General features: G+C 67.4%; 14 protein-coding genes and 1 rRNA gene. 6 read left to right on the forward strand and 9 right to left on the reverse strand.

Annotated features, from left to right (window positions below; genetic code table 11):
• From ACM6LU_RS00005 to ACM6LU_RS00020, 4 genes are all read right to left on the reverse strand, one after another.
• Nucleotides 1-123: ribosomal RNA gene (locus ACM6LU_RS00005) — 16S ribosomal RNA — on the reverse strand; the annotation flags it as partial.
• Nucleotides 124-520: 397 nt separating this feature from the next.
• The gene (locus tag ACM6LU_RS00010) at nt 521-2,083 is read right to left on the reverse strand and encodes an amidase (RefSeq protein ID WP_414935493.1); all 1,563 of its coding nucleotides are present in this window, start codon (nt 2,081-2,083) and stop codon (nt 521-523) included.
• An 11-nt stretch (nt 2,084-2,094) separates the two neighbouring features.
• Complete coding sequence (glnA, locus tag ACM6LU_RS00015; RefSeq protein WP_414935494.1) at nt 2,095-3,438, reverse strand: type I glutamate--ammonia ligase; 1,344 nt, start codon at nt 3,436-3,438, stop codon at nt 2,095-2,097.
• Nucleotides 3,439-3,506: 68 nt separating this feature from the next.
• Nucleotides 3,507-4,772, reverse strand: coding sequence for an MFS transporter (locus ACM6LU_RS00020; protein ID WP_414935495.1), 1,266 nt, complete (start codon nt 4,770-4,772; stop codon nt 3,507-3,509).
• 89 nt (nt 4,773-4,861) lie between these two features.
• Between ACM6LU_RS00020 and ACM6LU_RS00025 the strand changes: the two genes are divergently transcribed.
• Nucleotides 4,862-5,530, forward strand: a complete 669-nt coding sequence (locus ACM6LU_RS00025; protein WP_414935496.1) for an LppX_LprAFG lipoprotein — start codon at nt 4,862-4,864, stop codon at nt 5,528-5,530.
• A 21-nt stretch (nt 5,531-5,551) separates the two neighbouring features.
• Here the strand turns inward: ACM6LU_RS00025 and ACM6LU_RS00030 are convergent, their stop codons facing one another.
• On the reverse strand, nt 5,552-7,102 hold the full coding sequence (locus ACM6LU_RS00030; RefSeq protein ID WP_414935497.1) for an alpha/beta hydrolase: 1,551 nt from the start codon (nt 7,100-7,102) through the stop codon (nt 5,552-5,554).
• Nucleotide 7,103: 1 nt separating this feature from the next.
• Nucleotides 7,104-8,675: an alpha/beta hydrolase gene (locus tag ACM6LU_RS00035; protein ID WP_414937033.1), complete on the reverse strand. Its 1,572-nt coding sequence runs from the start codon at nt 8,673-8,675 to the stop codon at nt 7,104-7,106.
• Between the two features lie 149 nt (nt 8,676-8,824).
• Here ACM6LU_RS00035 and secA2 point away from each other — a divergent pair, with 149 nt between their 5' ends.
• Together secA2 and ACM6LU_RS00045 are read left to right on the forward strand one after the other, a co-directional pair.
• On the forward strand, nt 8,825-11,152 hold the full coding sequence (gene secA2, locus ACM6LU_RS00040; RefSeq protein ID WP_414935498.1) for an accessory Sec system translocase SecA2: 2,328 nt from the start codon (nt 8,825-8,827) through the stop codon (nt 11,150-11,152).
• Between the two features lie 159 nt (nt 11,153-11,311).
• Nucleotides 11,312-13,069 carry an NAD+ synthase gene (locus tag ACM6LU_RS00045; RefSeq protein WP_414935499.1) on the forward strand — a complete coding sequence of 586 codons (1,758 nt, stop codon included), beginning with the start codon at nt 11,312-11,314 and terminating at the stop codon, nt 13,067-13,069.
• Here the strand turns inward: ACM6LU_RS00045 and ACM6LU_RS00050 are convergent.
• Entirely contained in the window at nt 13,040-13,666 is a 627-nt protein-coding gene (locus ACM6LU_RS00050; RefSeq protein WP_414935500.1) for a VOC family protein, read from the reverse strand. The genes ACM6LU_RS00045 and ACM6LU_RS00050 overlap by 30 nt on opposite strands.
• 98 nt (nt 13,667-13,764) lie before the next feature.
• Here ACM6LU_RS00050 and ACM6LU_RS00055 point away from each other — a divergent pair, with 98 nt between their 5' ends.
• Nucleotides 13,765-14,301: a methylated-DNA--[protein]-cysteine S-methyltransferase gene (locus tag ACM6LU_RS00055; RefSeq protein WP_414935501.1), complete on the forward strand. Its 537-nt coding sequence runs from the start codon at nt 13,765-13,767 to the stop codon at nt 14,299-14,301.
• On the opposite strand, the gene ACM6LU_RS00060 is transcribed toward ACM6LU_RS00055, so the two are convergent.
• Together ACM6LU_RS00060 and lysX are read right to left on the reverse strand one after the other, a co-directional pair.
• Complete coding sequence (locus tag ACM6LU_RS00060) at nt 14,298-14,885, reverse strand: DinB family protein (RefSeq protein WP_414935502.1); 588 nt, start codon at nt 14,883-14,885, stop codon at nt 14,298-14,300. The genes ACM6LU_RS00055 and ACM6LU_RS00060 overlap by 4 nt on opposite strands.
• Nucleotides 14,886-15,026: 141 nt before the next feature.
• Nucleotides 15,027-18,344 (reverse strand): bifunctional lysylphosphatidylglycerol synthetase/lysine--tRNA ligase LysX, encoded by a 3,318-nt coding sequence (gene lysX, locus ACM6LU_RS00065; RefSeq protein ID WP_414935503.1) that lies wholly within the window; start codon nt 18,342-18,344, stop codon nt 15,027-15,029.
• A gap of 244 nt (nt 18,345-18,588) precedes the next feature.
• Here lysX and panB point away from each other — a divergent pair, with 244 nt between their 5' ends.
• Together panB and ACM6LU_RS00075 are read left to right on the forward strand one after the other, a co-directional pair.
• Complete coding sequence (panB, locus tag ACM6LU_RS00070) at nt 18,589-19,464, forward strand: 3-methyl-2-oxobutanoate hydroxymethyltransferase (protein WP_414935504.1); 876 nt, start codon at nt 18,589-18,591, stop codon at nt 19,462-19,464.
• A gap of 423 nt (nt 19,465-19,887) precedes the next feature.
• Nucleotides 19,888-20,862 carry a hypothetical protein gene (locus tag ACM6LU_RS00075; RefSeq protein WP_414935505.1) on the forward strand — a complete coding sequence of 325 codons (975 nt, stop codon included), beginning with the start codon at nt 19,888-19,890 and terminating at the stop codon, nt 20,860-20,862.
• Nucleotides 20,863-20,933 lie beyond the last annotated feature (71 nt).

The following is a 20,933-nucleotide window of genomic DNA, read 5'->3' on the forward strand; positions in this document are numbered from 1 at the left end:
CAGATTGCCCACGTGTTACTCACCCGTTCGCCACTAATCCACCCGAAGGCTTCATCGTTCGACTTGCATGTGTTAAGCACGCCGCCAGCGTTCGTCCTGAGCCAGGATCAAACTCTCCAACAATGTCAAATTTGATCGAGGCAAATTTTACTTGCACTCAAAGAAACCTCAAACGAGGTTCACATACATAAGCTCTACTGGCTTAATTCACTAGCACACTGTTGAGTTCTCAAGCAACACGCTTTGTTTCAAAGCGATATTCACAAACTTTTGGTCGAGCATGCCGAATCCTGCGGTCTTAGCTGCAGGGAGTCGGCGGCCGCTCGTGGGCCGACGCTGAACGTTACCTGGTCCGATTCGCGGTGTCAACCCGCTCGGCCCGTGTTCCTGGCCTGGGGCTTTTCGGCCCCGGTGGCCCGGTGTTCTTGGCGACGAAGAGAAGATTACATGCCCCGGAACCCCCCTGAAACAGGGGGGTCACATAACGGCATCGCCGCAGGTCAGCCGGTGCGAACCCCCGTCATCCGACGGTCTTCAGGTAGCGAGGCGTTTTCCGAGCGGGGACGACGCGCTCGAAGTCGGCCGCGTAGGCGAGCATCCGAGCGTCCGTCCACTGCCCGGCCATGAACGAGATCCCGACCGGGAGCGCCCCGACGAATCCGGCCGGCACGGTCACCGCCGGGTACCCCGCGACCGCGGCGGGGGTCGACGACGGGATCACGTCGTTGTCACCGGTCTTGCAGTCGGTTTTCCAAGCAGGCGGGTTCGTGGGTGCGACGATCGCGTCGAGGCGGTGCTTCGCGACGGTCTCGTCGATCGAGCGTTTCGCCAGGTCGGTCAGCTCGCGGCGCATCGCCAGGTAGCCGGGGTCGGACGGACCGGGCGCGGCGAGTGCCTGCTCGAAGAGTTCCTGCCCGGCGAAGCAGGTCTGCTCCAGCGGGTCGGATCGGTTGTAGGCGATCAGCGCGGCGAGGTCGCGCGGGCCTTCGGGGCGCGTGGCCAGGTAGCGATCGATGTCGCGGTGGAACTCCGTGAGCAGTGCCGGGAACTCGAGTTCACCGAGCCTCGCCTGGTACGGCGGTGTCACTTCGACGACTTCGGCGCCAGCCTTGACCAGCGAGTTCCTGGTCCGCGTCAGCACGTTGTCGACGTCCGGACCGAGTACCGGCAAGCGCCAGAGTCCGATGCGGGAGCCCTTCAGAACACCGGGCCGGAGGTGTGCGGCGTAATCGGTCGGCTGGTTCGGCGGGTACGCGCCGGTGGCCGGGTCGCTCGGGTCGCGGCCCTGGAGCGCGGACAGGGTCAGCGCGACGTCGACGACGTTCCTGGCGATTGGACCGGCGGTGTCCTGTTCGGCCGAGATCGGCACCACGCCGGTGCGGCTGACCAGGCCGAGGCTCGGTTTGTGCCCGACGGTCGAGGTCATCCCAGCCGGGCAGACGATCGAGCCGTCGGTCTCGCTGCCGATCGCGACCTGGGCGAGTGACGCGGCCACGCCCGCGGCGGATCCGGCGGATGACCCACACGGGTTGCGGTCGAGTACGTACGGGTTGTTCGTCTGCCCACCGACGCCGGACCACCCGGAAGTGGGTTTGGCGGCGCGGAAGTTCGCCCATTCGGACAAGTTCGCCTTGCCGAGGACCACCGCGCCCGCGTCACGCAGACGGCGGATCAAGGTCGCGTCCTTCGCGGGGTTGCCGCGCAGAGCGCGGGAGCCGGCGGTCGTCTGCATCGACCGGGTGTCGACGTTGTCCTTCACCAGGATCGGGATGCCGTCGAGAGGGCCTCGTGTCTTGCCCGCCCGGCGACGGATGTCGCTCCCCGCGGCTTGCGCGATCGCGGCCGGGTTGACCGCGATGACCGCGTTCACCTTTCCGTCGACCTTGCGAATGCGATCGAGATAAGCCGAGGTCAGACTTACCGCCGTGAGCCGCCCGGAGGACATCCGCGCCTGGAGCGCGGGGATGTCGGCGGCGTCGAGATCGAGAGGCCTACCGGTGGCGGATGCCGCCGGCGCGGCAGTCGCCGTGATGGTCACGGCGACCAGTGTCGTCAGGATTCGGAACACCGGTCGCCGCACCATCAGGTCTCCTTCTAGAGCACCGGAAGCAGGGTCCGCAGTTCGTACGGGGTCACCGCGCTGCGGTAGTTATCCCATTCAACACGTTTGTTGCGCAGGAAGAAGTCGTAAACGTGCTCCCCGAGCGCTTCGGGCAGAAGTTCCGATTTCTCCATCTCGGACAAGGCCTCGCCGAGGTTCTGCGGGAGCTGGGCGTATCCGGCCGCGCGGCGTTCGGCGTCGGACAGCTGCCAGATGTTGTCCTCGGCGGGAGGCGGGAGCTCGTAGCCCTTCTCAATGCCCTTGAGACCGGCGGCCAGGATGACCGAATAAGCCAGATAGGGGTTGCAGGCCGAGTCGAGCGTGCGGATCTCCACACGGCGTGACGACGCCTTACCCGGGGAGTACATCGGGACCCGGACCAGCGCGGAGCGGTTGGCCCGGCCCCAAGAGACGGTCGTCGGGGCCTCACTGCCGCTGATCAGCCGTTTGTAGGAGTTCACCCACTGGTTGGTGACCGCCGAGATCTCCTTCGCGTGGCGCAACAACCCCGCCACGAAAGCTTTACCTGTCGCTGACAACTCGTACGGGTCTTCGGCGTCGTAGAAGGCGTTGCGGTCACCCTCGAACAGGCTCACGTGGGTGTGCATCCCGGAGCCCGGCTGGTCGGTGAACGGCTTCGGCATGAAGGTGGCGCGGACCCCCTGGGTGATCGCGACCTCTTTGACGACGTAACGGAAGGTCATCACGTTGTCGGCCATGGTCAGCGCGTCGGCGTACCTGAGGTCGATCTCCTGCTGGCCGGGCGCGCCCTCGTGATGGCTGAACTCGACCGAGATCCCCATCGCCTCGAGCGTCTCGATGGCATGGCGGCGGAAGTGTGTCGCGGTCGCGTGGCTGGCCTGGTCGAAGTACCCGCCGTTGTCCGCGGGCTCGGGCTCGCTGCCGTCGTCCGGCAGGCTCGCGAGCAGGAAGAACTCGATCTCGGGGTGGACGTAGCAGGTGAAGCCCGCTTCGGCCGCCTTCGAAAGCTGCCTGCGCAGGACATGCCGCGGGTCCGCCCAGGACGGGGAGCCGTCCGGCATCGCGATGTCGCAGAACATGCGCGCCGAATACGGTCCACCGTCGGGGGTCTCCCAAGGCAGGACCTGGAACGTGGCCGGGTCGGGTTTCGCGACCATGTCGGATTCGTAGACGCGCGCGAACCCTTCGATGGCTGATCCGTCGAAGCCGATCCCTTCGCTGAAGGCTCCCTCGAGCTCGGCGGGCGCCACGGCGACGGACTTGAGAAATCCCAACACATCCGTGAACCAGAGCCTGACGAAACGGATGTCGCGCTCTTCCAAGGTACGGAGCACGAACTCCTGCTGGCGATCCATGGCCGCACCCTAACGAGAACGTGTTAACGACATGTTTCGCGACGCGCCGTAGGACCGGAAGTGGTGGATCACCCGACCAGAACCGGCTCGGGCTTGGCGGCCTTTGTAATCGACAGCGAAGCGACCGAAGCGAGCACCGCGAGACCCCCGGCGATGTACCAAGCGAGCGCGTAGCTGCCGGAAGAGTCGCGGATCGCTCCGGCGCCGAAGGCCGCGAGACCCGCGCCGAGCTGGTGGCTGGCGAAGACCCAGCCGAAGACGATCGGTCCGGCGGTACCGAATTGGCGGACGCAGAGCGCGACCGTCGGCGGGACCGTCGCCACCCAGTCGAGGCCGTAGAAGACGATGAACGCCCACATGCTCGGTTCCACCGATCCGCTCAACAGCTGCGGAAGAAGCGCGAGCGAAACGCCACGAAGGGCGTAGTAGACGCCGAGCAGGATGCGCGGATCGACCCGGTCGGTGAGCCAGCCGGAGGCGATCGTGCCGACGACGTCGAAGATCCCGACGAGAGCGAGCAGGCCGGCGGCGGTGGTCTGCGGCATGCCGTGGTCGTGCGCGGCAGGAACGAAATGAGTGCTGACCAGGCCGTTCGTCGTGGCACCGCAGATCGCGAAACCGGCTGCGAGCAGCCAGAACGTCTTCGTGCGCGTCGCTGAGCCGAGGACCGAGAGCGCGCGGCGGGCTGAACCACCCGTACGGGCCGGTGGTGCGACTTCGCCGGGTCCGGCGCCGTAAGCGGTCGTTCCGACGTCGGACGGGTGATCGCGGACCACCAGAAGGACGACGGGGACGACGGCCAATGCGGCGATGGCGATGACGAGCGACGCCGTCCGCCAGCCTTCGTCGATGGCGAGGTTCGCCACGATCGGGAGGAAGATCAGCTGGCCGGTGGCGCCCGCCGCGGTGAGGACGCCGGTGACGACGCCGCGGCTGCGGACGAACCAACGGGCGGCGACCGTCGCGGCGAAGCTCATCGCCATCGAGCCGGTGCCGACGCCGACCAGGACGCCCCAGCAAAGGATGAGCTGCCAGCTCGCGCTCATGAACACCGTGCCGCCCGCGCCGATCGCGACGACGAACAGCGCCGTCGAGGCGACGCGTCGCATGCCGAAGCGCTCCATAAGAGCTGCCGCGAAGGGCGAGAAGAGGCCGTAGAGCACGAGGTTGACGGAGACGGCTGACGCGATCGTCGCGCGTGACCAGCCGAACTCGTTGTGAAGCGGGTCGATGAGCACGCCAGGGGCCGCGCGGAAACCGGCGGCGGCCAGGAGGGCGACGAATGCCGCGGCGGCGACGAACCACGCGCGGTGGAGTCGGGTTTCGAGTTGCACGGGAACAGCGTCACCGACGGCTGCCCCCGGCGGAAGCGGCTGGGAGGACACCGTGCGAAAGATTCGGGCCAAGGCCATAGGCTCTGGCCATGCACTGCCGTCATCTCGTGCCGGCGCTGCTGCTCTCGGTCGGGCTCATCGGCGGCTGCGCGGGGTCACCCTCGTTGCCCCCTGCCCAGGATTTCGTGAGCGCGGCGGCCGACTCCCTCGTCTCGTTGCGCAGTGTGCGGTTCACGCTCGGGGTGAACGGCGTGGTCTCCGGGTTGCCGGTGCTCGGGCTCGACGGCGAAATCAGCCTCGAGGGTGGCGCAGTCGGTAATGCCGACCTGCAGGACGACTTCGAACGGATGAAGGTCAAGTACCGGTTGTCCGGTTCGGAGATCACGCTCAGTGGGTCTGGTGCGGAGCGCGTGATCCCTGCTTCGGCGCCGTACACGCCTCGGGCGATGCTCGGAGCTGAAGGGGGGCTTCGGCGGCTGCTGACCGGGGCGACCGAGCTGAAGGGCGAGCGGTGGGAGCGGGTGCAGGACACCGACTCGTTCCGGATCGGCGCGAAGGTGCCGGCCGCGGTGATCGGCGGGATCGTGCCGGAGATCAGGTCGGACGTGGTCGTGAAGCTGTGGATTTCGAAAGACGAGCCGCGGCGGCTGATGCGGGTGTGGGTGCAGGTGCCGCCGACGAAGCCGGAGGAGTTCGCGGTGATGCTGGAACTGGCGCTGACCGGGCATAACGCGGTGGTCGTCGGGGACGGGCGATAGCAAAGGTCCCTTGCTCCCCCGCTAGGTGCAGCGGGTGTCGGGGGCGGGCAACTCGCCGTCGATCAGGTACGAGTTGCCGGCGCCGTCGACGCACTCGTTGCCGTCGAGGAAGACGGTGTGCCGCGCGCCCTCGAACGTGAGCAAAGCTCCCTTGAGGTCGCGCGCCAGGTTCACGCCGGACGCGTATGGGGTCGCGGGGTCGTCGGTGGTCGAGATGATCAGTGGCCGCGGCAGGCCGTCGATCTTCGGGCTGTGGACCTCGGAGGTGGCGGGCACCGGCCAGACCGAGCAGATGTCGAGTTCACTCATGTCCGGGGTGCCGCCGGCGAGGAACGGCGCGCTCTGGAGCATCCGCTGATGAGCACTGTCGATGACGCGCCGGTCGGCGATCCGCGTGCTGTCGACGCAGCGGACCGCGAAGTAAACGTCGAGGATGCCGGTGTACCGGCCGTCCGGCTCACGGCCGTAGTAGCTGTCGGCGAGCGCGACGAGGGTTTTGCCGCTCCCCCGCTTGAGCTCTGCGAACCCTTCGTTGAGGAACTTCCAGGCGTCCTGCGAATACAGCGCGGCGCTGGTACCGGTGATGGCGTCCTCGAACGAAAGTTCACGGTTCCCTGCCGGGACCGGTTCGGTGATCAGCGGCCGGACCAGGTCCTGGAACGCCTTCGTCACCGCGCCGGCGTCACGACCGAGCGCGCAGTCTTCACGGGCGGCACACCACTTGCCGAACTCGATGAACGTGTTCTGGAAGCCGGCCATCTGCGTGACCAGCGATTCGGCGGTGTCGAGTTCGGGGTCGACCGCGCCGTCGAGGAGCAGCGCCCGCACCTTGTCGGGGTAAGCCTCGGCATAGGCGGTCCCGATCTGGGTGCCGTACGAAAAGCCCAGGTAGGTGAGCTTCTCGTCGCCGAGAGCCGTGCGCAGGACGTCGAGGTCGCGGACGACGTCCCTGGTTCCGATGTTGGCGAGCAGCTCTTGGCCGTGCTTCGTGCGCTCGGCGCACTTCGCGGCGTACGCCCGGGCGTCGTCGAGTTGCTTCGCGATCCCGCTGGGAGTCGTGTCGCTTTCCGAGTCCTCCGCGCGGTCCGCGTCGCGTTCGGCGTCGGTGAGACAGACGAGCTTCGGTTCGCTGGTCCCGACGCCGCGCGGGTCGAATCCGACGATGTCGAACCGCGCGGCCAGCGTCGCCGCGGGATCGGACTTCGCGATACGCGCCGCCGCCGACACGCCCGAGCCGCCAGGCCCACCTGGGTTGACCACGAGCGACCCGATCCGCTGGTCGGTCTTCTTCGTTTTGTGCCGGAGGACGCCGATGGAGATCGTTTCGCCGTCCGGTTTCAGGTAGTCGAGCGGAACGGTGAGCTTCGCGCAGTCGAACGCCTTGTCCGCGAAGTCCGTGCACGCGCCCCACTTGAGCTTCTGCCCGGTGAACTTTTCCAGCGCCTTCGGATCCGGAGTCGGCGACACCGAAGTCGTCGGCGACACCTGCGGCGCGGGTTGCGGCCGTGGCGTCGTACACGAAGCGACGAGCACGGCGACAACGAGCACGGCCGGGACGCGGCGAAGGCTCATCTTATTTGGCCTCGCAGCGAGTGCCCTCGTCCGGTACGGCGCCGTCCACCAGGTATTCGATGCCGATCTGATCGACACACGAGACGCCCTGGAGGAACACCGTGTGCTGGTTCCCCTCGAACGTGAGCAAAGCTCCCTTGATCGCTTTCGCGAGGTTCACGCCCGCTTGGTAAGGGGTCGCCGGGTCGTTCGTCGTCGAGATGACCAGCGTCTTCGGCAGACCTTCGACCTTGGGCAGGTGCGGCTCCGAGGTGTTCGGCACCGGCCAGAAGGCGCAGGCGTCGCGCGCGGAACCGTCCGGCTTGCCGTCGTCGAGGAACGGCGCCGCCTGCGCGTACCGCTTCTGCGCGTCCAGGATCTTCGCCGGATCGGTGACCCGCGGATCGTCGACGCAGCGGATCGCGACGAACGCGTCCTGCGTCGTCCCGTAGCGGCCGTCGGCGCCACGCTCGTTGTAGAGGTCGGCCAGCCTTTCCAGGCCGTCGCCGCGCTGGCGCTTCAGTTCGTTGAGCGCGGTGTTCAGCGGTTCCCAGAGATCTTCCTGGTAGAGGGCCTGGATCACGCCGGTGGTCGCGTCCTCGTACGACAGTTTCCGGCCGTCGCCGACCGGGACGGGGAAGTCGATCAGTGGCCGCACCAGGTCCTGGAACGCCTTTGTCACGCCCGCGGCGTCGCGTCCGAGCGCGCAGTCCTCCCGCGCGGCGCACCAGTGGGAGAACTCACCGAACGCCTTGCCGAAGCCCTGCCCCTGCGCGACCAGCGATTCCACCGCGTCCTGCTCCGGGTCGACGGCCCCGTCGAGTACCAGCGCGCGGACGTTCGTCGGGAACGCCTCCGCGTAGGCGGATCCGATCCGCGTCCCGTACGAGTAGCCGAGGTAGCTCAGCTTCGGATCGCCGAGCACCGAACGCAGGATGTCCATGTCCTTGACGACCTCGCGGGTACCCACGTTCGCGAGCGTCGAGGCGCCGTGTTCGGTCCGCTGAGCGCACCTGGTCGCGAAGTCCTGAGACTCGGTTTCCTGCTTTTTCACGCCTTCGGGTGAACCGTCCGTCTCGCTGTCGTCCGCTCGGTCCGCGTCGCGTTCGGCATCGGTCAGGCAGCGGATCTGCGGCTGGCTCGCACCGATGCCTCGCGGGTCGAATCCGACCACGTCGAAGCGTTTGCCCAGCTCGTTAGTCGCGGTCCGGGACGCGAGACCGGCCGCGGCCTGCATGCCGGAGGCACCGGGGCCACCCGGGTTGACCACGAGCGAGCCAATCCTTTCGTCGGTTTCCAGCGCCTTCCGGCGTAGGAGGCCGAGGGTGATCGAGTCGCCTTCAGGCTTCGCGTAGTCGAGTGGGACGGTCAGTCGGGCACACTGTGCGTCCTTCACCCGAAACGCCGTTTTTACGTCATCGGATGTCGCGTAGGGTGCACAGTCGGCCCAGGTCAGACTCTGTCCGTAGAACTTCTCGAGTCCTGCAGGCACTTGTCCGGACGGTGCGTGCGATTCGGTCGCCGGAGGCGGCGGCTGGGTTCTACCCTCTCCCGACGAGCAACCGGCGAAAGTGACGGCGAGCAGGCCGGACAGCGAGATCGCGGCGAATCGACGGGCACGGGACCTGGCGCTGACATGAGTGGACACGGTTGGATCGTGCCATCGGCCGTGGAACTCGGCCGCACCACCACTGCGTTGGTGATACGAGTGCGGACGGCAGAAGAACAGACGGGAGCACAGGGGTGGCAGCACTGATCAGCCGGGTGGGCAAGAAGCTGCGCCGGATCATCCAGCGGCCGGGCAGCGTCGAGCTGACCCGCTACGAAGCGCTGCTGCCGGCCATCGAGAAGCTCGAGCCCGAGTTGGAGAAGCTCTCCGACGAGGAGCTGACAGAGCGGGCCGGCAAGCTTCGGGACGCCACGGCCTTCGGCAACGACCAGCTGGTCGAGGTCTGCGCGCTCGGCCGTGAGGCCGCTCGGCGCGCCCTCGGCGAGCGTGCCTTCGACGTCCAGCTGCTGGGCACGATGGGCCTGCTCAGCGGGCACATCGTGCAGATGGAGACCGGTGAGGGCAAGACGCTGGCCGGTGCGCTGGCCGGCGCCGGGTACGCCCTGCGCGGCAAGCAAGTCCACGTCGTCACGGTGAACGACTACCTCGCCCGCCGTGACGCGGAGTGGATGGGCCCGATCTACGACCTGCTCGGCGTCTCCGTCGGCTGGATCGAGCCCGCGCACTCCCGCGACGAGCGCCGCGAGGCGTACGCGAAGGAGGTCACGTACGGCGCCGTCAGCGAGATCGGCTTCGACGTGCTCCGCGACCGCCTGGTGACGCGCGAGGAGGATCTGGTCCAGCGCGATCCCGAGGTGGCGATCGTCGACGAGGCGGACTCCGTACTGGTCGACGAGGCACGCGTGCCGTTAGTGATGGCGGGGTCGATCGACCACACCGATGCCGACGAAGAGGTCGCGAACATCGTCCGTCGGCTGCGGCTCGGGCTGCACTACGAGACCGACGCCGACGGCCGCAACGCCTGGTTGACCAAGGCGGGCGCTTCAGTGGTCGAGAAGGCTCTCGGCGACGACATCAACCTTTACGACGACACGGGTTCGGACCGGCTGCCCGCGGTGAACGTGGCGCTGCACGCGCACGCGCTGCTCACCCGCGATGTCGACTACCTCGTGCGTGACGGCAAGGTACAGCTGATCAACGCCGCGCGCGGCCGCGTCGCCGAACTGCAGCGCTGGCCGGACGGCCTCCAGGCCGCCGTCGAGGCGAAGGAGCAGGTGAAGGCGACCGACCGGGGCGAAATCCTCGACTCGATCACCGTGCAGGCGCTGCTCGCGCGCTATCCCGAGGTCGCGGGTATGACCGGTACCGCGGTCGCGGTCGCCGAACAGCTGCGCGAGTTCTACAAGCTCGAGGTCGCGGTCATCCCGCCGAACACGCCGAACATCCGCGAAGACCAGGAAGACCGGATCTTCGGATCGCCGTCGCAGAAGCTGCGCGCGATCGAAGAGGAGATCAGGCGGGTGCACGAGAGCGGACGGCCGATCCTCGTCGGCACCCAGGACGTCGCCGAGTCCGAGGAGCTGGCCGAGAAGCTGGCGAAGGCCGAGCTCGAGTGCGTCGTGCTCAACGCACGCAACGACGCCGAGGAAGCCGAGATCATCGCCGACGCCGGCAAGAAGGGCGCTGTCACCGTTTCGACCCAGATGGCCGGTCGAGGGACCGACATCCGGTTGGGCGGCAAGGAGGGCGACGGCCGCGACGAGGTCGTCGAACTGGGCGGCCTGCACGTGATCGGCACCGCCCGTTACCCGTCGAGCAGGCTGGACGGCCAGCTGCGCGGCCGGTCCGGACGGCAGGGCGACCCGGGCAGCGCGGTGTTCTTCGCCAGTCTGAACGACGAACTCGTGCTGTCGAACGCGCCGGACGTGCCCGAAGGCATTAGCTCCGACGTGGGCAGCGGCGAGGTCACCGACCCGGCGGCGCTGCGGCAGATCAACCACGCGCAGCGCGTCGCCGAGGGCGTCGACCTGGAGATCCACCGGAACACCTGGCGCTACACGCGGCTGATCGAGCGGCAGCGCGGCGAGCTGCTCGAGCACCGGGACAAGGTGCTGAGGACCGCGCACGCGGCGGAGGTACTGGAGAAGGCGCACCCGGAGAAGTTCAAGGAGCTTTCGGAGGCTGTCGACGACGAAGCACGCGTCGAACAGCTCAGCCGTGAGGTGCTGCTGTTCCACATCGACCAGCTGTGGTCGGACCACCTGGCGTTCCTGACCGATGTGCGGGAGAGCATCCACCTGCGGGCGCTGGCGCGGGAGACGCCGATCGACGAGTTCCACCGCGCGGCGATCCCCGAGTTCCACAAGATCATCCCGGAGGCGGCCGAGCGGGCGGCGAAGACGCTCGAAGAAGCCGAGATCACCGAGGACGGGATCGACCTCGGTGACGCGGGAGTGCGGCGGGCGAACACGACGTGGACCTACCTGGTGCACGACAACCCGTTCGACTCCGACTTCGAGCAGACCATCAAGAAGGTGCGGAGCATGATCAAGCGGAAATAGCGCTCGGGTCCTGTCGCGGTAGCGGGGGACCTTTGCTATCACTCTCTTTTGGAGAGCGATAGCAAAGGTCCCCCGCTCTCTTTTCGCACGACCGGACCCAGGTGGGCGATTCGGCACATCCGGTCGTCCCCGCGGACGCCGGTGGGTGAGAATGTCGGCATGCCGCAACTGCGCATCGCACTGGCCCAGGTCAACACCACCGTCGGAGACCTCGAGGGCAACGCCGAGCTCACCGTCGAGTGGACCCGTAAAGCCGCCGAAGCAGGCGCCCACCTCGTGGTCTTCCCGGAGATGTCCCTCACCGGTTATCCCGTCGAGGATCTCTCCCTCCGCCCGACCTTCGCCTCCGCCTCGAAGCAGATGGTCGAAGCGCTCGCCCGGCGGCTCGAGGACGCCGGATGCGGTGAGGTGCTCACCTACATCGGCTATCTCGACCTGGACGAGACCGGTCCGCGCGACGCGGCGGCCGCGCTGTACCGCGGCGAAGTGGTCGCCCGCCAGTTCAAGCACCACCTGCCCAACTACGGCGTCTTCGACGAACACCGCTGGTTCAAGCCGGGCAACGAACTCGAAGTCGTCCGCTTCCACGGTGTCGACGTCGGCATGGTGATCTGCGAGGACGTCTGGCAGGACGGCGGCCCGATCTCCGCGCTGGGCAAAGCCGGGGTGGACCTCGTGGTCGCGCCCAACGCCTCGCCTTACGAGCGCGCGAAGGACGACATCCGCCTGCCGCTCATCGCCCGCCGCGCGACCGAGGCCGGGGCGCCGCTGGTGTACACGAACCAGATCGGCGGCCAGGACGACCTCGTCTTCGACGGTGACTCGATCATGGTCGGCGCGGACGGCCGGTTGCTGGCGCGCGCGCCGCAGTTCGCCGAGCACCTGCTGATCGTCGACACCGACCTCGTCGCGGGCGGGCACACCGCCGAGGGCGAGTTCGAGGGGCTGCGGGTCAAACGCCGCGTCCTCAGCGACGAACTGGTTCCGGCCTACAGCCCGCGCACCGAATCCGCGATCAGCGAACCGCTCTCGGACGAGGCCGAGGTGTGGCACGCGCTCGTGATCGGCCTGCGCGACTACGTGCACAAGAACGGCTTCTCGTCGGTGACGTTCGGGTTCTCCGGCGGCATCGACTCGGCGGTCGTGGCAGCGCTGGCCGCCGACGCGCTCGGCGGCAACAACGTCTACGGCGTTTCAATGCCTTCGGAGTACTCCTCGGAGCACTCGAAGGGCGACGCCGCCGACCTCGCCCGCCGCATCGGCGCGCACTACCGCGTCGAACCGATCGCGGACATGGTCAAGGTCTACGTCGACCAGCTTCAGCTGACCGGCCTCGCCGAAGAGAACATCCAGGCCCGTGTCCGCGGCATGCTGCTGATGGCACTGTCGAATCAGGACGGTCACCTGGTGCTCGCCACCGGCAACAAGACCGAGCTCGCCGTCGGCTACTCGACGATCTACGGCGACGCCGTCGGGGCCTTCGCGCCGATCAAGGATTTGTTCAAGACACACGTCTGGCACCTGGCCAAATGGCGCAACGCGGAAGCCGAGAAGAACGGCGAGACCCCGCCCATCCCGGAGAACTCGATCACGAAACCGCCGTCGGCCGAGCTGCGGCCGGGGCAGCTGGACAGTGACTCGCTCCCCGACTACCTGATGCTCGACGACATCCTCGACGACTACATCGAGGGTGACCGCGGCTACGTCGACCTGGTCGACGCGGGCTTCGAGCCGGAGACCATCGATCGTGTGGTGCGCATGGTCGACAAGGCCGAATACAAGCGCCGCCAGTACCCGCCGGGCACCAAGATCACGTTCAAGGCGTTCGGGCGGGACCGGCGGCTGCCGATGACCAACGGCTGGAGCGAGGGCACCGTCGTGGCACGCTCAGCTCAGCGTGATTTGCTTCCCGGCTGAGTTTTGGAGCACGGCCACCATGCCGGGCTTCGCGTCACGCCGTACGAGCATGTCCATCCCGAGCGCCCGGACCGCAGTTTCCACCGCGGCTGGCTCTGGGTGGACACCGGTGACCAGGAGTAGCGGGATCGATGGGAGTCCGCGCGTCGTCGGATGCGGGGTGCTCCCCCAGTCGATAAGGAAGGGTGCGAGCCCGTCCAAGCCGCCGGCGCCGGTGAGACGCCATGTCAGCAGTTCGCCGTCGTCGGTGGCGCGCGACATCTCGAACGCCTCCCCCGGGTCGTAACCGCGCTCGCGCGCCTCGGCGATCGCGTCGTCGATGCCCCGCGCTCGCGCGGCCCAGGTGACCAGTGCGGGCGCGGTCAGCTCGTCGACGCCGAACGGTCGCGACCCCACGTGCTCGGGTTGATCCGGATCGGGCCCGACCACCTCGAGATAGGCACCGGCACCGAGATCGGCCAGGTAGTTGGCCGTGCCGTGCCCGACATGCCTGCCGCCGCGTACGGGCGTGACGCCGGTCAGATCGGCGACGCGCGCGACGGCCTCATCGAGATCCGGCCCGGCGTAGACGAGGTGATCAAGCACGAGGTCGCTCATGCCCATAGTCCTATCGCAGTCGCCGCGTCCTTGGCACCGCGGTGTCGCCGAAAAGCGGCTAAGCCGAAACTGTCGGACCTGTCTCGTACCCTGGACTCATGACGGCACCGGGCTACGCCGTGTTCGACACCGCGATCGGCGACTGCGGCATCGCGTGGAACGAACGCGGGGTCATCGCGGTCCAGCTCCCCGAGGGCAGTGAGGAAAAGACCAGGACACGGCTCGCCGCTCGTCTGCCCGACGCGGTCGAATCCGTGCCACCGGCGGACGTCCAGCGGTCGATCGACGGCGTGGTCTCGTTGATGAACGGCAAGCGCACGGACCTCACCGGCGTCGAGCTCGATTACGAGGGCGTGCCGGAGTTCCATCACCGGGTCTACGAATTCATCCGCTCGATCCCCGCGGGCAAGACGCTGACGTACGGCGACATCGCGAACATCCTCGGCCTGCCCGGCGGGGCGCAGGCCGTGGGGCAGGCGATGGGCCGGAACCCGTTCCCGATCATCGTGCCGTGCCACCGCGTGCTCGCCGCGGGCGGCAAGGACGGTGGGTTCTCCGCGCGCGGAGGGGTCGCCACCAAGCGCCGGATGCTGGTCATCGAAGGCGCTTTGGCGGACGAACCGACGTTGTTCTAAACGGTCGCGGCCGGCGACCACGGCTTGAGCCAAGGTGTCTCCGGCCAGCCTTCCGCGGCGGCCATCAGCGGGATGGCGGTCGCGCCGTCGATGTGCTCGCGGATGATGTCGGCGTGCCCGGCGTGCCGCGCGGTCTCCTCGATGAGGTGGAAGAGCACCCAGCGGACAGACCAGGCGTCGACGTCCTGCGGGTACCAAGGCACGCCCTTCGGCACCGGGACCGGCTGGCCGAGGTCGGCGATTCCCGCGACGACGTCTGAAGTGCGGCGAGCGACCTCGTCGTAGCGTGCGAAGACGTCTTCGAGCGTCTCGCCGTCAGCCATCACGTAGCCGGCTTCGTATTCCTTCATCGTCTCCTCCATCGGCTTCGAAGGCTTCTGAAGGAGGATGTCGATCCAGCCGTCTTCCACGGTGGCGGTGTGCTTGATCAGGCCGCCGACGCTCAGTGAGCTTCTGGTCGGGACCGCTCTGGCCTGTTCTTCGGTCAGGCCGTGCGCGGCGATGCGCAGGACGTGCCGTTGCTGCTCGAGGTAGGCGAGGAGACCTTCGCGCTCGTCAGCGACCGGGGGAACGTTTCCAGCCATGGTGGCTCCTTCCGTAGGGAAGAAGATCTTTACATCAGGAAGGCGGGCTCGGGCCGGTTTTGCCAGGAAGAGAGCAAGGGACCTTTGCTACCACTCGCTTAGGCAGGCTAAGCAAGTGAGAGCAAAGGTCCCTTGCTACCGCTACGACTGGGGGCGCACGAACGGGAACAGCACGGTCTGCCGGATCGAAGCCCCGGTCAGCATCATCAGCAGCCGGTCGACGCCGATGCCGAGCCCGCCGGTCGGTGGCATGCCGTGTTCGAGCGCGAGCAGGAAGTCCTCGTCCAGTTCCATCGCCTCGACGTCCCCGCTCGCCGCGCGCAGCGACTGGGCCTCCAGTCGCCGCCGCTGTTCGAGCGGGTCGGTCAGTTCGGTGTAGGCCGTGCCGACCTCGGAGCCGAACGCGATCAGGTCCCAGCGCTCGGCCAGCCGCGGATCCACGCGATGTTGCCGGGTCAGCGGCGAGACATCCGTCGGGTAGTCGGTGTAGAAGGTCGGCATCACGGTCGAGCCTTCGACGAGATGCTCGTGCGCCTTCAGCACGAGGTCGCCGTGCCCGGCCTCCTCGTTCACCGGCACTCCCGCCGCGCGGCACAGCCGCTGGAGTTCGGCGACCGGGGTGCCCGCGTCGATCTTCGCCCCGAGCCCCGCCGAAACGGCTTCGTGGACCGGGATCACCGGCCAGTCACCGGAGATGTCGTACTCGACGACCTTCCCGTCCGGCCCCGGACGGCGAACGACCTGCGCGCCGTACGCGGCCTCCGCGGCGTGCTGCACGAGTTCTCGCGTCAGAGTCCGCATCGTGTTGTAGTCGGCGTACGCCTGGTACGCCTCCAGCATGGTGAATTCGGGGTTGTGCGTCGCGTCGACGCCTTCGTTGCGAAAGTTCCGGTTCAGCTCGAAAACGCGCTCGACCCCGGCCACGCACAGCCGTTTCAGATACAGCTCGGGCGCGATCCGGAGGTACATCCGCATGTCGTAGGCGTTGATGTGGGTGACGAACGGACGGGCGTTGGCGCCGCCGTGGACGGTCTGAAGCATCGGCGTCTCGACTTCGAGGTAGTCGCCCTGGTGCAGCCGTTCCCGCACCGCGCGCACCACGGTCGAGCGCATCCGCAGCATCGCCGTCGAATCCGGGTTCACCGCGAGGTCGAGGTAGCGCTGCCGCACTCGCGTCTCCGGATCGGTGAGACCCTTTCGCTTGTCCGGCAACGGATGCAGGCTCTTCGCCGTGACCGTCCACTCGTCGACGAGCACGGAAAGCTCACCGCGCCGCGACGTCACGACCTGCCCGCTCACACCGACGTGGTCGCCGAGGTCGATGCCCCGCCGCCAACCGCCGAGATCGAGCACCGAGGCGTCGAGCATCAGCTGGATCTCGCCGCTGAAATCCTTGACCCTGGCGAAACAGAGCCCGCCGAGGTTGCGCAACGCGAGCACCCGGCCCGCGATGCGGACCCGGTGACCGGTGTGAGTGTCCGGGCTCAGGTCGCCGAACTTGGCGACGACCTCGCCGAGCAGATCCTCCCGGGTGAAACCGACCGGATAGGGGTCGATCCCGGCTTCCCGCAAGCGATCCAGCTTCGCCATCCGTACGCGGACCTGGTCCGGGCGCCGCACCTGCTTCGGTGCGGGGGTGGCCGCGTTCGCGTCGATACGGTGGACTTCGGCGACGAATTCGTCGGTGACCGTCTCCAGTTTCAGCGCCCGCCCTGACCGTCCGGTCGGGACGAAACCTTCGAGCGCGCCGGCGACGATGCCGACCCTCGGCAGCCGTCGAGCCGAGGAATAGCACAGGAATCGCGGTTCCCAGTCGGGTCCGTACTTCGCGTTGGACCGGTAGAGCGATTCCAGCTGGAAGAACCGCGACGCCATGCTGAGGACACCGCGCCAGGCCCGCAGTACCGGACCCGCGCCGATCCGCTCTCCCTCGGAGAAGACCGCGCGGAACATCGCGAAGTTCAGCGAAATCCGTTGTGCGCCAAGGTGTGAGCTCGCCGCCACGACCTCGGCGATCATGTACTCGTTGAGGCCGTTCTCGGCGTCACGGTCGCGCCGCATCAAGTCCAGTGACAATCCGCGACGGCCCCACGGGACGAATGACAGCATGCCGCGCAGCTCGCCTCGGGCGTCGTACGCCTCGACCATCACGCTCCGGCCGTCACTCGGATCGCCGAGCCTGCCGAGCGCCATCGAGAATCCGCGCTCGGTCTCCGCGCCGCGCCATTGCTGCGCCTGCAACAGCAGCCGAGCCATTTCGTCGGCCGGGATTTCGCTGTGCCGCCGGACTTTCGTGGTGTATCCCGCCCGCTCGATCCGTTTGACCGCTTGGCGAACCGAGCGGCGTTCCGGCCCGGCGAGACTGAAGTCCCGGACGTCGAGGACCGCTTCGTCGCCGATTTCCAGGGCGCGCAGACCCGCGTCGGCGTAAGTCTTCGCGCCGCGTTCGCTCGCGCCGAGCACGCCGGGGGTCCAGCCGTAGGTGCGTGCTTCGTTCAGCCAGGCGCGGACCGCGTCGGACCAGGCATCGGGATCACCGATCGGGTCCGCACTCGCGACGCTGGTGCCCGCGAGCACGCGGTAGGCGACGGCGGCGCGGCCATTGGGCGAGAAGACGACGCTCTTCTCGCGCCGGGTGGCGAAATAGCCCAAAGAGTCGTCTTCGCCGTGTTCGGCGAGAAGGCGCCGTACGCGCAGTTCTTCCTCGTCTGTCCTCAGACGACGGCTGCGTACGCCACGGAAGAGCGTGTACAGCGCGGCCGTCGCGACGGCTGTGGCGCTGAGGTCGAGCACGAGGTCGAGCCAGGCGGGTCCTTCGCCGATGCCGACCCGTCGGAGCTGGATGTTCTCACCGGTCGTGTGGTTGACGACCCAGGCGAAGCGCGCCCAGGTGTCCGCGAGACGACCGGGGAAGGCCTCGCTCAGCCCCCAGCCGACGAGGATGACCGCGGCCAGCCCGCCGAACAGCATGGTGAGGCCGTCGCGCCACGCGCTCGGGGCGAGCCTGGCCGGGAACGCTGGCCGCAGGATCCACAGGAACGCGATCATGCCGATCGAGATCAGGTCGGCGATGGCCAGCACCCACACCTGATGCGGGATGTGCCGGACCTGCCACGGACCCAGTTTCAGCAGTTCGGGCCACCACAGCAGGGCGGCTTGGAAGGCCAGGGTCACCGCCAGGCCACTGATCTGGAACAGCAGCAGCGTGTAGAGGGCGGCGCGTTTGCGGCGGCGGAGCGCGGCGCCGAGGACGACGAGCAGCAGGACGATCACGAGGCTCGCGTTCGTCGGGATGCTCAGTGCCGAGAAGGCGACGTCGCCCATCTTGAGCACCCGCCCCTTCACGCCGCCGGCGAGAAGGAGGATCACTGAGAACACGGCCGCGAGCTGCACAAGAGTGGCGACGATGCCGCCTGCCCTCGCCTTCCACGGCGGGACACGGCTCGCTGGGTTTCCCATACTGGCCTTTCGGGGTACACACAGGTGATCGACAGCTGCTACTACTTGACGTCACACGACCCTGTGTGGTTGTCAAAGATCATCATCCTCTGGTCTGAATCTCTTCCTCGGCAGCGTCGACACCGCGGTGTGAAGCTGGTCGCAGGGCCTTGGGGGCGCTATCCCCGCGTGTCAGGCTTTGATCTGTTCAGCTCCACGACCCGGGGACCTCTTCGAGGCCTCGAGGGAAGGACGGTCGACAAGGATGTCTGCCACCGAAAAGGATTCCGGCGAACTCGCTGCCCCGTATGGAACCGGCGCGGCGCCCCAGGCCACATCTGGGAAGAAAGTCCGCGTACATCACCTTCGCGACATGAAGGAGCGCGGCGAAACCTGGCCGATGCTCACCGCCTACGACATGTACACCGCCGCACTGTTCGATGAGGTGGGCATTCCGGTGCTGCTCGTCGGGGACTCCGCGGCGAACAACGTCTTCGGCTACGACACGTCACTTCCGGTGACCGTGGACGAACTGCTTCCCTTGGTCCGAGCGGTGACCCGCTCGGTGAAGCGGGCGCTGGTCGTGGCCGATCTTCCGTTCGGCTCGTACCAGCTTTCGCCGCAGCAGGCGCTGGAGACAGCGGTGCGGTTCATGAAGGAAGGTCGTGCGCACGCGGTGAAACTCGAAGGCGGGCGGAAGTTCGCGCCGCATGTCGAGGCGCTGACGTCAGCAGGCGTCCCGGTGATGGGACATATCGGATTCACCCCGCAGAGTGAACACAATCTCGGCGGCTACCGAGTCCAGGGACGCGGCGAAGCGGCCGAAGCGCTGCTCGCCGACGCGCTCGCCCTGGAAGAGGCCGGCGCCTTCTCGGTCGTCATGGAGATGGTGCCCGCCGAAGCGGCGAAGCGGATTACGCACGAACTGAAGATCCCGACGGTCGGCATCGGCGCGGGGCCGGACTGCGACGCGCAGGTGCTCGTCTGGCAGGACATGGTCGGGCTTCGACGCGGCAAGACCCCTCGCTTCGTGAAGAAGTACGCCGATCTGGCGGGCGTGCTGGCCGGGGCCGCGACGGCGTTCGCGGAAGACGTCCGGCGAGGCGAATTCCCGGCCTCGGAGCACTCGTTCCACGACTAGCACTGCCGCTGACCCGCAAAAGAGAGCAAGGGACCTTTGCTATCACTCCCGTTGGGGAGGGCGATAGCAAAGGTCCCTTGCTCCCTCCGCACGCAGCCCAGCCGGGACGGCTGCGGTGACTGTGGACTTCGGGTCATCTAACGCACCAAATCCACATGGTCAGTTCGCACCGCTACGCCGAGTGCAGGGTGTGTGGAAATAGGGACACTGAACGTCCCTATTTCCACACACCCCCTGTCCCGTCGCCCGCGATAGCAAAGGTCCCTTGCTCTCTTTCGGGGCGGCCCGTGCGTGCCAACCCTCCTTTAGTCGTTCACGTATACGAACTTCAATCATGTCCTTGACTAGCGTTCGAGAGCTGCCTTACGGTCTAGCCGTCGCTGCCACGACCGAGCTTCGATCCCTCGACGAGGAGGACTACGGATGCGTATTCGTGAGCGGGTTCTGGCCATCGCGACCGGTGCCGCCCTGCTGTCGCTCCTGGCGACGTATCCCGCCCAGGCCGCGACAATCCGCGTAGGCACTTCGGCGGAACTGACGTCCGCGCTCGCTTCAGCCAATCCGGGCACCGTCATCGAACTCACGGCCCACACGACCTTCACTGGCAACTTCAAGGCGGCGAAGAGCGGGACTTCCGGCAGCCGCATCACGCTGAAGGGGCCGCGAAGCGCGGTCATCAAGGCCTCGGCCGGGCGCACGCTCGAACTGACCGGCAGCTACTGGAATCTGACCGGCTTCACCCTCACCGGTGGCCAGAAGGGCCTGATGGCGACCGGCGTCAAGAACACGGTCGTCGACGGCATCAAGGTCATCGGCGTCGGCCACGAGGGCATCCACTTCCAGTACACGAGCACCGACAACGTCGTGAAGAACTCCGAGGTGACCGACACCGGCCGCGAGTACGCGGGCTACGGCGAAGGCATCTACTTCGGTTCCGCGAAGGGCAACTGGCCCGGCGGCACGCCCGACCGGAGCGACCGCAACAAGGCGCTGAACAACAAGATCGGCCCGAACGTGCGGGCTGAGTCGATCGACATCAAGGAAGGCACCACCGGCGGCGAACTGCGCGGCAACGTCTTCGACGGGACCGGGCAGAGCGGCGAGCACTTCGCCGACAGCTGGGTGGACATGAAGGGCAACAACTACGTGGTCGCGGACAACCGGGGCAGCAAGGTCTTCGTGCACAACGCGACCTACGGCGGCTTCGAGGTCCATGTCCAGCTCGACGGCTGGGGCCGCGACAACACCTTCTCCGGCAACACCGCGGACGTGCAGTCCAGCTACGCGTACGGCTTCTATCTCGTGAAGGCCGCAACGGGGAACAAGGTCTGCGCGAGCAACAAGGTGACCGCTGCCGGGAAGGGATTCGCGAACGTGGCCGCCACGGCGGGCTGCTGACGCGACCGAAGACCGGGGGCCCGCTCAGCCCGGCGGCGGGGGCGGGCCCCCACCCTTCGGACACTCGCCGA

The organism is Amycolatopsis sp. cmx-11-51, from assembly GCF_047608665.1.
Lineage (GTDB): Bacteria > Actinomycetota > Actinomycetes > Mycobacteriales > Pseudonocardiaceae > Amycolatopsis.